Here is a 16,135-nt window from a genome sequence, read left to right as displayed (position 1 = left end):
TAATAAAATGGATCAGATTTTTGATAAGTTACAATCTGTCTCTGACCGTTACGAAGAAGTTAATGAGTTAATCAGTGATCCTGAAGTTATTTCAGATACAAAACGATTCATGAAATTATCTAAAGAAGAGGGTAATTTACGTGAGACCGTTGAAACATATAAAAAATATCGAGAAGTGACGGAATCACTCAATGATGATCAAGAAATGCTTAAAGAAAAACTTGATGATGATATGAATGAAATGGTAAAAGCCGAAATTTCTGATTTAGAAGAACAAAAAACGGAACTGGAAGAAAAATTAAAAATCATGTTAATTCCTAAGGATCCAAATGATGATAAGAATATTATCATGGAAATCCATGGAGCAGCTGGGGGAGACGAAGCTAGTTTATTCGCTGGTGATTTGTACAACATGTACGTTAAGTATGCCGAAACTCAAGGTTGGCAAGTTCAAGTTATTGATGAGGTTCCAACTGAAGTTGGGGGCTTTAAACAAATTGTATTGATGATTACTGGTGATAACGTTTATTCTAAGCTCAAATTTGAAAATGGTGCTCACCGAGTTCAACGAGTTCCCGAAACTGAATCGGCTGGAAGAGTGCATACTTCGACAGCTACGGTTGGCGTGATGCCTGAAGAAGAAGACGTTGATATTACAATTGATCCAAGTGATATTCGGACCGATGTTTATCGTTCCTCAGGAGCCGGTGGACAACATATTAACAAAACTTCATCAGCTGTTCGGATGACCCATTTGCCAACCGGAATTGTGGTTGCCATGCAAGACGAACGATCACAACAACAAAACCGGGTTAAAGCAATGAACGTTTTGAAGGCTCGGGTTTATGATTATTATAAGCAAAAAGAAGAAGATCAATATAATGCTCAACGTAAGTCGGCCGTTGGAACAGGTGACCGTTCTGAAAGAATTCGAACTTACAACTATCCACAAAACCGTGTGACCGATCACCGAATTGGTTTGACACTAAACAAATTAGATAAAGTGATGGCCGGCGATTTAGGTGAAATCATTGATGCATTGATTGTTTCTGATCAAGCAGAAAAAATGGAGCACTTAAATGACAACGAAGCTTAAGCAAGATGTCACATTCTTTGAAGCCCTAAAATGGGCTTCTTTGTGTATAAAGGATAAAAATATTGAAACTGATGAAGTTCAATTTTTATTGTTAAGTCAAATGAACTGGGATTTAACCACTCTATTACGTAATTATCGAACTAAGATGACGGTAAAAGAACGTGAAGAATTTATTAATAACGTTAATCGTTTAATTAATGGTGAGCCAGCTCAATATATTATTGGAAAAACTTATTTTTATGGTTATCCGATAAAAGTTGATCAAAACGTTTTGATTCCACGACCAGAAACGGAAGAATTGGTTGAATGGATTTTAGCAGATTATTCTAAGCAACCACTGAAAGTATTGGATATTGGGACTGGAAGTGGTGCAATTGCAATTTCATTAAAAAAGCAACGACCTGATTGGCAAATTACGGCATCGGATATTTCGACGGATGCTTTAAAAGTTGCTAAATCAAATGCGCAACTCAATGGTGTTAAAATTAATTTTGTTGAAAGTGATTTATTAGCAAAATTTGCTGGTAAAAAATTTGATGTAATTGTTTCAAATCCTCCATATATTGCTTATGATGAAAAAAGATTGATGGATCAAGATGTAATCGACTACGAACCCCAATTAGCGCTCTTTGCTAAACATGAGGGGCTCTTTATCTATGAACGTTTAGCTAAAGAGGCTGGAAATTATTTAACTGATAGTGGTTCATTATATTTAGAAATTGGATTTCATCAAGGACAGTCAGTTATTAAGTTATTAGAAGATAGTTATAAAACGGCTGATACTATTTTACGGCAAGATTTAGCTGGCCATGATCGTATGATTAAAATGGATTTAAAGGAGAATAATAATGGAAACTAAAATATTTAAACCTAATCAAATTGATCAGGCTGCAGCAGAAATTAAACGGGGAAATTTAGTTTCATTTCCAACTGAAACGGTATATGGATTAGGGGCAGATGCTACGAACGTTGATGCGGTTGAAAAAGTATATAAGGCTAAAGGTCGTCCTAGTGATAATCCTTTGATTGTTCACGTTGCCGATGTAAAAACAGTTGAAAAGTATGCTTTACCACTCGATGAAAAAACCAAGAAATTGATTAAAGCGTTTTGGCCAGGTCCATTGACCATCATTTTGAAGCTTAAGCCTAATGCTTTATCGAAAAAAGTTACGGGTGGTTTAGATACAGCTGCCTTCAGAAATCCAGATAAGCAAGCTACAATTGATTTAATTAAAACAGCAGGGGTTCCTTTAGTAGGCCCTTCAGCAAATACTTCTGGAAAACCAAGTCCCACTTTAGCTGAACACGTTTATCATGACTTACATGGTAAGATTGCTGGAATTTTAGATGCCGGTGCAACTGAAGTTGGAGTTGAATCTACAGTGATTGACATGTCGACAAAAACGCCAGCTATTCTTCGACCAGGAGCAGTAACTCAAGCAAAGATTGAAGAAGTGATTGGTAAAGTTGATGATTCAGAAAAGAAAGTGGGCAAAAATGATATTCCCAAGGCACCAGGAATGAAGTACACACATTATTCTCCTAGTGCTGACGTTCAGATTGTCGATGAAAAACATGAATGGAAAAAAGTGATTGAATGGATTCAATCACAAAAAAAAATGGTAGGAATTTTAGCCACCGATGATGTGATTACTAACAATAATTGGCCTAAGAATACTAAAATTTTTAGTCTTGGTATGGACATTAAATCAGCTAGCCATTTACTCTTTGCAGGATTACGTGAGTTCGATTTGAATCCAAAAATCAAGACGATTCTAGCTCAGGGCTTCTCCAATGAAGGTTTGGGTGAGGCATATATGAATCGCTTGAGCAAATCCGCTGGGCAAAAGCATTTTGACCAAGTATAATTTGAATAAGCAATTTTATTTAAACAATTCCCCAATTTAAAAGTGAGGTAAAGCGGTATGAGTTATGATTATTTGAAAGATGATCCAGAATTATGGGATGCTATTGCAGCTGAAAAACAACGACAGGAAACGACCATTGAATTAATTGCGTCAGAAAACATCGTTTCTAATGCGGTTAGAGCAGCACAAGGATCTGTATTAACTAATAAATATGCTGAAGGTTATCCTGGTCACCGTTATTATGGTGGTTGTGAAGATGTTGATATTGTTGAAAATTTAGCGATTAACCGAGCTAAAGAACTATTTGGTGCTGAATACGTGAATGTTCAACCACATTCTGGGTCGCAAGCAAATGAAGCCGCTTATGCTGCTTTTTTAAAGCCCGGCGATGTTATTTTAGGAATGGATTTGAATGCTGGAGGTCACTTGACTCACGGTGCAAAAGTTAGTTTTTCAGGTAAAATTTATAAATCCTACTCATATGGTTTGAATCATGAGACTGAACTACTTGATTATGACGAAATTAGTAAAATTGCTCATGAAGTTCATCCTAAAATGATTGTTGCGGGAGCTTCAGCATACAGTCGAATTATTGATTGGAACGCATTTCGTAAGATTGCAGATGAGGTTGGAGCATATTTAATGGTAGATATTGCCCATATTGCTGGATTAGTGGCAACTGGTCTACATCCAAATCCAGTTGGAATTGCGGATGTAGTTACCACGACTACTCACAAAACCCTTCGTGGTCCTCGCGGAGGAATGATTCTTTCACAAGCTGAAAATGCTAAAAAATTAAATTCTGCTGTTTTCCCACGTTCTCAAGGTGGTCCACTTGAACATGTGATTGCGGGTAAAGCATCCGCATTTTACGAAGATTTGCAACCTGAATTTAAAAATTATACAAAACAAGTGATTAAGAATGCTCAAGCAATGGCAGATGAATTTGAAAAATCAGGAACTATTAGAGTGGTTTCTGGTGGAACGGATAATCATTTGATGACCATTGATTTAACTAAAACTAAATTAAATGGAAAAGAAGCCCAAAATTTATTAGATTCTGTAAAAATTATGACTAACAAAGAAGCTCTTCCTAACGAAAAATTAAGTCCATTTGTCACTAGTGGAGTTCGAATTGGAACTCCAGCGATTACGTCTCGTGGATTTGGTGAAGGAGATTCACGTAAAGTTGCAGATTTAATTATTAAAGCAATTGAAAACTATGATAATCAAACCGCTTTGAATGAAGTTAAAACTGAAGTTGAGGCAATGTGTGCAACTCACCCAATTACTAGATAAATAGTAGTAATGTGTTAAAATAATATAAAAAAGAGGAGTGTGTTTGGTATGGGTAAATTTCACATTATGGATCATCCATTGATCCAACATAAATTAAGTATTATTAGAAATAAGAACACTGGAACAAATGAATTTCGTGAAGTAGTTAACGAAATCTCTAATTTAATGGCTTTTGAAGTAACTCGCGATATGCCTTTAAAAGATGTTGACATTGAAACACCAATGGGAACAGCTCATGCTAAAGAATTAGCTGGTAAAAAAGTTGCAATTGTGCCAATTCTTCGTGCCGGAATTGGAATGGTTGATGGAATTTTAGATTTACTTCCAAGTGCTCGAGTTGGTCATATTGGAATGTTCCGTGATGAAGATACCTTGGAACCACATGAATATTTCTGCAAATTGCCATCAGATATTAGTGATCGTGAAGTTTTAGTTGTTGATCCAATGCTCGCTACTGGTGGGTCAGCTATCATGGCAATTGATGCCCTAAAAAAACGTGGCGCTAAAAACATTAAATTTGTTTGTTTAGTATCTGCTCCAGAAGGGGTTAAAGCACTTGAAGAAGCTCATCCAGATATTGATATCTACGCGGCTGCTTTAGATGATAAACTTGAAAATGGATACATTGTTCCTGGTCTTGGTGATGCTGGAGATCGTTTATTTGGGACTAAATAATTAAAATTAAGTAAAAGTTATCTGACTTCTACTTTTTTCTATATTTTAAAGAAGTATTAAAAATTGAAGTATTTGCCTTTGAATTATAATTAAGACAGTAGTATAATTTTAGTTATTTTAGATTGTGATTTTTTTAATTACATTCTAGAATGGGTGGTAAGTTACTGCATCTATTTTCCTTACCGTTCACTAAAATGAAAGGAAAAAAGAGGTGATATATTGTGGACAAGACTCGTACTTTCCAATTGTTTGGGTTAACCTTTAACGTTGGAAATATGATTTCTGGTATTGTTGTGGCTTTAATTGTTTTCGGATTAGTTTTCTATTGTTCGCGAAAAATTCAATTGAAACCAAAAGGAAAACAAAATTTCTTAGAGTATATGATTGACTTTACTAATGGAATTATTAAGTCTACAATGCCAAGCGGTTCAACCAAGGATTATGGGCTTTGGGCATTTACACTTTTCTACTTCATATTAATTTCTAATCTTTTGGGATTGTTTTTACATATTGAAGTTGGCGGAGTGGTTTATGTTAAAAGTCCGACCGCAGACCCAATTGTAGCAATGGCTTTTGCTTTAATGTCATTGTTGATTGCACAATATTCAAGTGTTAAGAAACTCGGGTACAAAAAACATTTTGAAACCTATATGCAACCTATTTCATACTTGTTACCAATTAACTTGATGGAAGAGTTGACTAATTTCTTAACTTTGGGTATTCGGGTGTATGGTAATATATTTGCTGGTGAACTATTAGCAGGATTGATTGCTAAAATGGCCTTTTCTGGTGGAGTTGGAATGATTTTAGTTTCTTCTCCATTAGAATTAGCTTGGCAAGGTTTTTCAGTCTTCATTGGTTGTATCCAAGCTTATGTTTTTGTAACTTTATCATGTGTATATGTTGCTCACAAACTAGTTGTTGAGGAATAAAAAATAGGAGGATTTACTCATGGGTCTTATTGCAGCAGGAATCGCTATGTGTGGTGCCGCTATTGGTGCCGGTATTGGTGACGGAATTTTAATTTCTAAGATGCTTGAAGGGATGGCTCGTCAACCAGAACTTTCAAACACTTTAAGAACTAACATGTTCATTGGGGTTGCTTTGATTGAAGTTATGCCTATCTTAGCCTTCGTTATTGCTATGTTAGTAATGAACAAGTAGTAACGTTTTTCTACTTTTGAAAAAGGAGGTGTCAATAGATGTTTACACATTTAATTGTTGGAGCTGAATTTAACATTGGTGATGCACTATTTTATGCGGCTTTATTTCTTATTTTAATGTTTGGTATCAAAGTTGTAGCTTGGAAACCGGTTACAAAAATGATGCAAGATCGTGCTGACAAAATCTCAAATGATATTGATACAGCTGAGCAAGCAAGAAATAAAGCAGTTGACTTAGAAAAACAACGCCAAGATGCACTTGCTAATTTACAAGAAGAAGCTAGCAAAATCATTAATAAAGCTCAACAAACAGGTGACAAGCGTCGTGATTCAATTATCGAAGAAGCTCGTTCAGATGCTCAATCGCTTAAAGAAAAAGCACAAGCAGATATTGAGCAACAAAAGAAAGATGCTCTTGCCGATTCTAAAAATGACGTAGCAGATTTATCTATTGAAATTGCTTCCAAAATCATTAAGAAGAGCTTAAATGCTGATGATCAAAAGGCATTAATTGATTCTTATATTGAAGGGTTGGGTAATAATGAGTCTAACTAAGCTTGATGTTGCCAAACGTTATTCAAAAGCGCTTTATGAAGCTTTAGCTAGTGACAACGAGGTTGACACTGCCAAAGCAGAATTGAATGCGCTTCAAGAAGTACTTCGTGCAGATCCAGAATTGGAAATTGCGTTAAGCGGAGTTGCTTTGGATGGTAAGCAAAAAGAATCATTATTAAATCCTTTGGTTGCTAGCGTTTCTTCACAATACGTAAAAAATTTGATTAACATGTTATTCGAATATCATCGTATTAATGATTTGGGTGCAGTTATTGATGAATTTAATAATTTATATAATGAAAAACATGGAATTGTAAAAGCAGAAGCAACTACTGCAATTCCATTAAGTCATACTGAAAAGGATAATTTAGCTAAGTCATTCGGTAAACGAATTAATGCTAAAAAAGTTGAATTGTCTACAAAAAATAATCCAGATATTATCGGTGGTGTAATTCTTAGATCATCGGACGTGGTGTTTGATGGAAGTATTCGTACTAAGATTGAACAAGTAAAGCGGTTATTATTAAAATAATGATATCTTTCAATAAAGAGGTGAAACTTTTATGAGCATTAAGGCTGAAGAAATCAGTGCTCTAATTAGAAAACAATTAGAAGGCTATAAAGATGACCTTACTGTAGACGAGACTGGTATTGTTACATATCTTGGTGATGGTGTTGCTCGTGCTTATGGTCTTGATAACGCCTTATCTGGTGAATTGCTTGAATTCCAAAACGGAGTTTACGGAATGGTGCAAAACCTTGAAACTAACAATGTTGGGATCGTTATTTTAGGTGATTACACTGGAATTTGTGAAGGCGATACAGTAAAACGTACCGGACGTATCATGGAAGTTCCTGTTGGTGATGCTATGGTTGGACGTGTTGTTAATGCTTTAGGTCAACCAATTGATGGTAAAGGTGATATTGATACCACCCAGACTGCACCAATTGAACATAAGGCTCCAGGTATTATGCAACGTAAATCAGTTGATCAACCACTTCAAACTGGAATTAAAGCTATTGATGCTTTAGTTCCCATTGGTCGAGGTCAACGTGAATTGATTATCGGTGACCGTAAAACCGGTAAGACTTCAATTGCAATTGATACAATTTTGAACCAAAAAGATCAAGACATGATTTGTATCTACGTTGCTATTGGTCAAAAAGATTCAACTGTTTTACAACAAGTTGATACTTTAAACAAATTTGGAGCAATGGATTACACAATCGTTGTTTCAGCAGGTCCTTCAGAACCAGCTCCATTGTTATACGTAGCTCCTTATGCTGGTGCAACAATGGGTGAATACTTCATGAATAAAGGTAAGTCTGTTTTAATCGTTTTTGATGACTTAACTAAACAAGCTAATGCTTATCGTGAACTTTCATTGATTTTGAGACGTCCTCCTGGTCGTGAAGCTTATCCTGGTGATATTTTCTATACCCACTCACGTTTACTAGAACGTGCCGCTAAATTGAGTGATAAACTTGGTGGTGGTTCAATGACTGCCTTACCAATTGTTGAAACTCTTGCCGGAGATGTTTCCGCTTATATTCCAACCAACGTAATTTCAATTACTGATGGTCAAATTTTCTTGAATGCTGACATGTTCTATGCTGGTGATCGTCCAGCTGTTGATGCCGGAACTTCTGTTTCTCGGGTTGGTGGAGATGCTCAAATTCCTGCCATGAAGAAAGTTGCTGGTACTTTACGAATTGATTTGGCTTCTTATCATGAACTTGAATCATTTGCTCAATTTGGTTCAGATCTTGATGAAGCTACTAAGTCTAAGTTGGATCGTGGTGCTAGAACGGTTGAAGTTTTGAAACAAAAACTTCATGATCCAATTCCAGTTGAAAAACAAGTTTTGATTCTTTACTGTTTGACACATGGTTACTTAGATAAGTTACCAGTAGATGATGTACTAAGATATCAAGCTGAAATTTTTAGTTATTTCGATGATTCACATGCTGATTTATTGAAACAAATTAAAGACACTGGTAAATTACCAGAACAAGCTGATATGGATAAAGCAATCGAAGAATTTGCAAACATTTTCCAACCATCAGTTAAAGATGAAGAAGCTAAATAACTTGAAGGGAGGTCATAGTCATGGTTGAATCAATGAATGAAGTTAAGCATCGAATTGCATCAACAAAAAGTACTCGTAAAATCACGGAAGCAATGGAAATGGTTCAAACGGTTAAGTTAAACCAAATCCAAGGTCAAACAAAAACATATGATCAATATGTTTCTAAGATTAAGTCAGTTGTGATGCACCTTGCTAATACTCATATGTTAGACAACCAAAAACCTTCAAGTGCTGATAGTGGTAAGTCTAAGACAGCATACTTAGTGATTACATCGGATCGTGGAATGGTTGGAAGCTACAATAGTAATGCAATTCGTGGAACTAATCGCTTCATCGAAAAGCATACTCCGAACAAAGCAGATTATTTAATCCTTGCAGTTGGGGGTAATGGTGCTGATTTCTATAAAAAAAATGGTGCTGATGTTGCTTACGAATATCGCGGTGTTTCTGATATTCCAACGTTTAGTGAAGTTAAGGAAATTGTTAAAGCAATTAGTCAGATGTACGAAGATGGTGTCTTTACTGAACTATACGTTTGTTCCAATCACTTTGTAAATCGGATTCGTTCTGATTTTAAAGCACAAAAATTGTTCCCAATGGACCGTGAAGCTGTTGAAGAAAGTATGGACGGTGCAAATGGTGCCGGATCAGCTGTTAAGACAGAAGTTTTATCAGCTGAATATGACGTCGAACCTTCTGAAAAAGAAGTATTAGAAGCTATTTTGCCACAATATACTGAAAGTTTGGTTTATGGAGCTATCTTAGATGCAAAAACTGCCGAGCATTCTTCAAGCTCAATGGCAATGAAAGCTGCTACAGATAATGCTGGCGATTTAATTTCAAGTTTGGAATTAAAATACAATAGAGCTAGACAAGCTGCTATTACTACTGAAATCACTGAAATTACTGGTGGTCAGGAAGCATTGAATCACTAAAGAGGAGGAATTAACGCATAATGAGTACTGGTAAAGTTGTACAAGTTATTGGACCGGTTGTCGACGTTGAGTTTCCCTTAGATAGTGAATTACCAAAAATCAACGACGCTCTTAAAGTTAAAAAAGGTGAAAACGACGTCTTAGTTACTGAAGTTGCACTTGAATTAGGTGATGGAGTAGTTAGAACAATTGCCATGGACGGAACTGATGGTTTACGTCGTGGAATGGAAGTTGAAAATACAGGAGCTCCAATTGAAGTTCCTGTTGGTAATGACACTCTAGGTCGAGTATTTAACGTTTTAGGTGAAACCATTGATGGTGGACCACAATTTGGACCGGATGCTGAACGATGGGGAATTCATCGTCAAGCACCGAAGTTTGATGAAATTAATCCATCAACTGAAGTCCTTGAAACTGGTATCAAAGTTATTGATTTACTTGCCCCTTATATTCGAGGTGGTAAGGTTGGATTGTTCGGTGGTGCCGGAGTTGGTAAGACCGTTTTAATTCAAGAACTAATTCACAATATTGCCCAAGGTCATAACGGAATTTCAGTCTTTACCGGAGTTGGTGAAAGAACTCGTGAAGGTAACGATATGTACTTCGAAATGAAAGGTTCCGGAGTATTGAAACAAACCGCCATGGTGTATGGACAAATGAACGAGTCACCTGGTGCCCGGATGCGTGTTGCATTGACAGGATTAACATTAGCTGAATACTTCCGTGATGAAGAAGGTAAAGATGTGCTATTATTCATTGATAACATCTTCCGATTCACTCAAGCAGGTGGTGAAGTTTCAGCTTTGTTAGGTCGTATTCCATCTGCCGTAGGTTATCAACCAACGTTAGCAACTGAAATGGGACAACTTCAAGAACGAATTACATCAACTAAAAAGGGTGCAATTACTTCTATTCAAGCTGTTTATGTTCCAGCTGATGATTATACCGATCCTGCTCCTGCAACCACATTCGCCCATTTGGACGCAACCACTAACTTGGAACGTTCATTAACTCAACAAGGTATCTATCCAGCCGTTGATCCTTTAGCATCAACATCATCTGCTTTAGATCCTAACATTGTTGGTGATGAACACTTTAAGGTAGCTAGTGAAGTACAACGCGAATTACAAAGATATCGTGAACTTCAAGATATTATCTCAATTTTAGGGATGGATGAATTATCTGAAGAAGAAAAGACCATTGTTGGTCGTGCTCGTCGAATTCAATTCTTCTTATCACAACCTTTCTCTGTTGCTGAAACATTTACTGGAGTTCCTGGTAAATACGTACCTGTTAAGGATACTGTTGCAGGATTTAAAGGTATTTTAGAAGGTAAGTACGATGAAATACCTGAAGATTTCTTCAGAAACTGTGGCCCAATTGAAGATGTAGTTGCTAAATACAACGAATCTAAACAAGGAGCCAACAAATAAGGAGGGTTCTAATTGGCTGATAATAGTTCAGTGTTAACCGTTAGTATCGTTACTCCTGATGGTGAAGTATATTCAAATGATAAATGTTCACTTGCAGTTGTTCAGACACAATCAGGTGAATTAGGTATTATGGCTAATCACATTCCAGTGATTGCTTCTTTAAAAATTGGTTCTGCGCAAATTAAGTCTGCAGAAAATTCTGATATTTTAGCTGTAAATGGCGGATTTGTTGAATTTTCTAATAATGAGCTAACTATTGTTGCTGATAGTGCTGAACTTAAAGGTGATATTGATGTTGCTCGTGCTGAAAGTGCAAAGGAACGTGCTCAAGCTCACCTTAAAGAAGCCAATGAGACTCATGATACTGATTCTATGAAACGTGCCGAAGTTGCCCTACGAAGAGCGATTAACCGTATTGATATTTCAGAGCATTAATTAAAAATAACATTAGTTTATTCTAATGCTAAGCGACTGAATTCTTTTATGAATTCAGTCGCTTTTTGTTTGCTGATTTTTAATTTTATTAAGAAACTGTAAAACCATTGGTATAAAGGACATTCTTTAATAATTGTGATATTATTATAGGGGTATAATTGGAGGGAAAAGAAGAATGAATATTTTTGGAATTCAGGCCTTAATTGATGTCGTATGTCAGATTTTTTTTGTACTTTTAGCATTTTGGGCAATACAAGGAGTTCATTTCGAACGGTTTTTACCAATTCAAGAAAAACAAGGAAAAGTTTTAATTGTAATGTTTTCAATTGCAATTGGTTTTCTTTGTAGTTCATTTTTTCTTTCATTTATTGAAAACATAAAAAATTTAACTTTATTATTTTAAAACCTAGGGGATAGTTTCGTGGAAAAGATTATTTTACACGGTGGGCATAAACTCACTGGAAATGTGCATATTGAAGGGGCTAAAAATGCAGTTTTACCAATTTTAGCAGCGACGATTTTAGCTAGTGATGGTGAATCAGTATTAACTAATAGTCCGATTCTTTCAGATGTTCATCTTATGAATGACGTTTTAGAAAGTTTGCATGCAAAAGTTAACTTTGATGAAACTAATAATATTATTACAGTAGATGCAACTGGAAAATTAACTTCAGAAGCACCATTTGAATATGTATCAAAAATGCGTGCTTCAATTGTCGTATTAGGACCATTATTGGCTCGACTAGGAAAGGCACGAGTATCACTTCCTGGTGGATGTGCAATTGGTTCTCGTCCAATTGACATTCATCTAAAAGGCTTTGAAGCAATGGGTGCCCATGTTGAACTTCAAGATGGTTACGTAGAAGCATCTGCTCCAAATGGATTGATTGGCACTGATATTTACTTTGATTTTCCTAGCGTGGGAGCTACCCAAAACGTTATGATGGCAGCGACTCTTGCAAAAGGAACCACTGTTATTAAAAATGTTGCTCGGGAACCTGAAATTGTTGATTTAGTTGAAATGCTAAACCAAATGGGTGCAAAAATTTCTGGAGCTGGAACTGATACAATTACAATTGAAGGAGTCAAAGCACTCAACGGTGTTGAACATGCAGTGGTTCAAGATCGAATCGAAGCAGAAACTTATATGGCAGCGGCTGCATTAACGCAAGGTAATGTTTTAATTGAAGATGCAATTGCAGAACACAGTGTTCCATTTATTTCTAAACTTCGCGAAATGGGAGTTACAGTTAAACAAGAAAAAAATGGGATTCGAATTATTGGTCCAGATGTTTTGAAACCAGTTGATGTTGAAACAGCCCCATATCCTGGGTTTCCAACTGATATGCAACCTCAAATGACTATTTTGCAGCTTGCTGCTAATGGTGTAAGTACTTTAACTGAAAATGTGTTTGAGAATCGATTTATGCATCTTGATGAACTCCGTAGAATGAATGCTAAGTATGAAATTAAGGGTAATGTCGTAGTGATGCATGGACCCACTCAATTTAAAGGGGCCGAAGTTTCAGCGACTGATTTAAGAGCTGCTGCTGCTCTAATCTTAGCTGGTTTAGTTGCAAGTGGAAAAACCACGGTTACTAATCTTAATTACCTTGATCGAGGGTACTATGATATTGAAGCAAAATTACGTAAATTAGGTGCTGATATAAAAAGAGTAAAATAAAAAGAAAAATAGTTTATTTTATTACTATGATATAATTTGATTATTAAATTGAGAATTGAAAGGAAGAAAAATTATGGCTGAAGATATTGGTATTGATTTAGGAACTGCCAATGTTCTTGTTTCTGTTACTGGCAAAGGCGTCGTGCTTAATGAACCTTCTGTCGTTGCTGTTGACACTAAAACTAACAAAGTTTTAGCTGTGGGTAAAGAAGCATACGAAATGGTTGGAAGAACACCTGGAAATATTAAAGCAATTCGTCCTTTAAAGGATGGAGTTATTTCTGATTTTGATGTTACTGAATCAATGTTGACATATTTTATCAACAAATTAAATGTTAAAAAGGTTGTTTCAAAACCTAAAGTAATGATTTGTGCCCCAACTAATATTACTAATATTGAAAGAAAAGCGATTATTGAAGCCGCTCAAAAAGCAGTTGGTGGAGAAGTCTTTATCGAAGAAGAACCTAAAGTTGCTGCTATTGGTGCGGGAATGAATATTTTTGAACCAACTGGTAGCATGGTAATTGATATTGGTGGTGGTACTTCTGATATTGCAGTTGTTTCACTTGGTGACATTGTAGCTAGTGAATCACTTAAAGTTGCTGGTGATGTTATGAATCGCGATATTGTGGAGTACCTAAAACGTAATCGCAACATTGTGATTGGGGAACATACCGCTGAAAATATCAAAAAAGAAATTGGAACTGCTGACTTAGATGTTTCTGAAATCAAAGAAATGAAAGTCCGTGGGCGTGATTCAGTCACTGGAATGCCAAGCTCAATTACAATTAATAATAAAGAAATTGCAGAAGCACTCCATGGTACCATTTCAATTATTATCAATGGTGCCAAAAGTGTACTTGAAACAATTCCCCCAGAATTAGCAGCTGATATTATTGATCGTGGTGTAATGCTAACTGGTGGAGGTTCAATGCTTACTGATATTGATACTGTAATTTCTAGTGCATTAACTGTTCCTGTAATTATTTCAGACGATCCACTTGAAAATGTTGCTAAAGGTGCTGGTGCTCTTTTAGATCATATGGATAAAGAAGCACCAAAAGCAAATAAAAAACGTTTTAGTTTCTTTGGAAATAATAACTAGGATAAGTGTTGAAAAGATTATCAGTTTTCATAATTCATCTTTATCAAAAATATGTTTCTGCCTATACACCAGCTAGTTGTAGATATCAACCAACTTGTTCAAATTACATGCAAATAGCAATTGAACAATTTGGTTTTTTTCTTGGAATTTTAATGGGTCTTTCTAGAATAATTAGATGTAATCCATTTGTAAAAGGCGGATATGATCCAGTTCCAACTTATTTTAGTGTTCGTAGAAACAACCAAATAGTTAATAATTTATTTCTAAAGGAGAAAAATATGTCACGTAAGCAAAAAGAAATCGAGATTAAGGTTATTAATGATTCAAGCGATGAAAATGTTCGTCTTGTACAAATAAATAATCAAACTGTTGGAACTATTTCTGAAAATGACGGTAAGTTTGATGTGATAGTTGGAGAAAATACCTTTCATGAAAAAAATGAAGAAGAAGCTCTTCATCAAGTAATTAGAGAATTTAATTTGCATCAAAGATAGTCCTTTTTTGAATTACTGATACTGAGGGGAGTTTATCGTGTTTCAAAGACTACAAGTAAAAAACGATAACAGAATTGATTGGAGAATAATTTTTTGTGTTCTATTGTTAGCTTTAATTGGGATTGGATCAATTTATGTTGCTGCATATCATGATACTGGAACAGTTTCTGTCTTAAAAGCTGTTATTTCACAAATTATTTGGTATGTAATTGGTGCGATTACAATTGTAATTGTTATGCAGTTTGATTCAGAACAACTTTGGAAAATCGCACCATATATATATGGTTTTGGTTTATTTCTCTTGTTTGTTGTTTTATTTCTATACAGTAGAGCGTACTTTATTCAAACGGGGGCTAAAAGTTGGTTTGCACTGGGACCATTTACTTTTCAGCCTTCTGAAGTTATGAAACCAGCCTATATATTGATGGAAGCCCGGATTATTGCACAACATAATGCAGAGTATCCACATCATACGTTACGCAATGATTGGAATCTAATTGGAAAAATGTTTCTTTGGACACTTCCAGTAATTGTATTATTAAAACTACAAAATGATTTTGGAACTACAATTGTTTTCATTGCAATTCTTGGTGGTTTATTAATTGTCTCTGGAATTTCTTGGGAAATTTTAGGACCTGGTTTATTAGTGTTTTTTGGAATAAGTGGTGCTGCAATTGCTATGGTGGTCACATCCGGTGGACGTTCGATTTTAAGTTCACTTGGTTTCCAAGCCTATCAATTTGCTAGAATAGATAGTTGGTTACATCCTTCTTCTGATTCTGGCAACACAGCTTTCCAACTATGGAGAAGTATGCAAGCAATCGGATCTGGTGGATTAACTGGATCAGGTTTTAACGTTTCTCATGTATATGTACCAGTACGAGAATCAGATATGGTTTTTTCCGTAATGGGAGAAAATTTTGGCTTCATTGGTGGAACAATGTTAATTTTGTTGTACTTTTTATTAATTTACAATATGATTAAAGTTACATTTGAAACAAAAAATGTTTTTTATGCATATATTTCAACTGGGGTAATTATGATGATTTTATTCCATGTGGTTGAAAATATTGGAATGAGTATTGATTTAATTCCAATGACTGGAATTCCATTACCATTTATTAGTCAAGGTGGTTCTGCACTGATTGGTAATATGATTGGTATCGGATTAATTATGTCAATGCAATATCATAATAAGAGTTCTATGTTTAGCACAATTAAAAATTTTTCATAAAAAAGTATGTTTAACATACTTTTTTTATTATCAAAATTATCAAAAAATGATATACTTAGGTTTCCAGAA

General features: G+C 35.4%; 18 protein-coding genes. All 18 read left to right on the top strand.

The window, feature by feature from the left end; all coding sequences use genetic code 11:
- The first annotated feature begins 7 nt into the window (after positions 1-7).
- The 18 genes from prfA (at position 8) to FD36_RS00315 (ending at position 16,066) form a co-directional block, all read left to right on the top strand.
- The gene (prfA, locus tag FD36_RS00400; RefSeq protein ID WP_041818112.1) at positions 8-1,096 is read left to right on the top strand and encodes a peptide chain release factor 1; all 1,089 of its coding nucleotides are present in this window, start codon (positions 8-10) and stop codon (positions 1,094-1,096) included.
- Complete coding sequence (prmC, locus tag FD36_RS00395; protein ID WP_056957499.1) at positions 1,080-1,955, top strand: peptide chain release factor N(5)-glutamine methyltransferase; 876 nt, start codon at positions 1,080-1,082, stop codon at positions 1,953-1,955. Before prfA ends, prmC begins: the two co-directional genes overlap by 17 nt.
- Positions 1,945-2,964: an L-threonylcarbamoyladenylate synthase gene (locus tag FD36_RS00390; protein WP_056957498.1), complete on the top strand. Its 1,020-nt coding sequence runs from the start codon at positions 1,945-1,947 to the stop codon at positions 2,962-2,964. The genes prmC and FD36_RS00390 overlap by 11 nt, the downstream gene beginning before the upstream one ends.
- A 57-nt stretch (positions 2,965-3,021) precedes the next feature.
- Positions 3,022-4,263, top strand: coding sequence for a serine hydroxymethyltransferase (glyA, locus tag FD36_RS00385; protein WP_056957497.1), 1,242 nt, complete (start codon positions 3,022-3,024; stop codon positions 4,261-4,263).
- Between the two features lie 48 nt (positions 4,264-4,311).
- Complete coding sequence (gene upp, locus FD36_RS00380; protein WP_056957496.1) at positions 4,312-4,938, top strand: uracil phosphoribosyltransferase; 627 nt, start codon at positions 4,312-4,314, stop codon at positions 4,936-4,938.
- A 221-nt stretch (positions 4,939-5,159) separates the two neighbouring features.
- Positions 5,160-5,870, top strand: coding sequence for a F0F1 ATP synthase subunit A (gene atpB, locus FD36_RS00375; protein ID WP_014082204.1), 711 nt, complete (start codon positions 5,160-5,162; stop codon positions 5,868-5,870).
- A 19-nt stretch (positions 5,871-5,889) separates the two neighbouring features.
- The gene (gene atpE, locus FD36_RS00370) at positions 5,890-6,102 is read left to right on the top strand and encodes a F0F1 ATP synthase subunit C (protein WP_014082203.1); all 213 of its coding nucleotides are present in this window, start codon (positions 5,890-5,892) and stop codon (positions 6,100-6,102) included.
- 38 nt (positions 6,103-6,140) lie between these two features.
- Complete coding sequence (atpF, locus tag FD36_RS00365) at positions 6,141-6,656, top strand: F0F1 ATP synthase subunit B (RefSeq protein WP_056957495.1); 516 nt, start codon at positions 6,141-6,143, stop codon at positions 6,654-6,656.
- The gene (atpH, locus tag FD36_RS00360) at positions 6,643-7,188 is read left to right on the top strand and encodes an ATP synthase F1 subunit delta (protein ID WP_014082201.1); all 546 of its coding nucleotides are present in this window, start codon (positions 6,643-6,645) and stop codon (positions 7,186-7,188) included. Before atpF ends, atpH begins: the two co-directional genes overlap by 14 nt.
- Positions 7,189-7,219: 31 nt before the next feature.
- Positions 7,220-8,746 (top strand): F0F1 ATP synthase subunit alpha, encoded by a 1,527-nt coding sequence (gene atpA / locus FD36_RS00355; RefSeq protein ID WP_056957494.1) that lies wholly within the window; start codon positions 7,220-7,222, stop codon positions 8,744-8,746.
- A gap of 20 nt (positions 8,747-8,766) precedes the next feature.
- On the top strand, positions 8,767-9,681 hold the full coding sequence (locus FD36_RS00350) for a F0F1 ATP synthase subunit gamma (protein ID WP_056957493.1): 915 nt from the start codon (positions 8,767-8,769) through the stop codon (positions 9,679-9,681).
- A gap of 20 nt (positions 9,682-9,701) precedes the next feature.
- Positions 9,702-11,114, top strand: coding sequence for a F0F1 ATP synthase subunit beta (atpD, locus tag FD36_RS00345; RefSeq protein ID WP_056957492.1), 1,413 nt, complete (start codon positions 9,702-9,704; stop codon positions 11,112-11,114).
- 12 nt (positions 11,115-11,126) lie between these two features.
- A complete protein-coding gene (locus FD36_RS00340) occupies positions 11,127-11,549 on the top strand; it encodes a F0F1 ATP synthase subunit epsilon (RefSeq protein WP_014082197.1) in 423 nt (140 codons plus the stop codon).
- Positions 11,550-11,724: 175 nt separating this feature from the next.
- Entirely contained in the window at positions 11,725-11,952 is a 228-nt protein-coding gene (locus FD36_RS00335) for a DUF1146 family protein (protein ID WP_014082196.1), read from the top strand.
- A gap of 18 nt (positions 11,953-11,970) precedes the next feature.
- The gene (gene murA / locus FD36_RS00330) at positions 11,971-13,233 is read left to right on the top strand and encodes a UDP-N-acetylglucosamine 1-carboxyvinyltransferase (protein WP_056957491.1); all 1,263 of its coding nucleotides are present in this window, start codon (positions 11,971-11,973) and stop codon (positions 13,231-13,233) included.
- Positions 13,234-13,306: 73 nt separating this feature from the next.
- A complete protein-coding gene (gene mreB / locus FD36_RS00325) occupies positions 13,307-14,338 on the top strand; it encodes a rod shape-determining protein (protein ID WP_056957490.1) in 1,032 nt (343 codons plus the stop codon).
- 8 nt (positions 14,339-14,346) lie between these two features.
- The gene (gene yidD, locus FD36_RS06420) at positions 14,347-14,832 is read left to right on the top strand and encodes a membrane protein insertion efficiency factor YidD (RefSeq protein ID WP_082610557.1); all 486 of its coding nucleotides are present in this window, start codon (positions 14,347-14,349) and stop codon (positions 14,830-14,832) included.
- A 37-nt stretch (positions 14,833-14,869) separates the two neighbouring features.
- Positions 14,870-16,066, top strand: coding sequence for an FtsW/RodA/SpoVE family cell cycle protein (locus FD36_RS00315; RefSeq protein ID WP_056957488.1), 1,197 nt, complete (start codon positions 14,870-14,872; stop codon positions 16,064-16,066).
- Positions 16,067-16,135: the final 69 nt, after the last annotated feature.

This window comes from Fructilactobacillus sanfranciscensis DSM 20451, assembly GCF_001436035.1.
GTDB lineage: Bacteria > Bacillota > Bacilli > Lactobacillales > Lactobacillaceae > Fructilactobacillus > Fructilactobacillus sanfranciscensis.
Note: the sequence above shows the minus strand (reverse complement) of the source record. Positions and strands in the feature narration are given on the sequence as shown.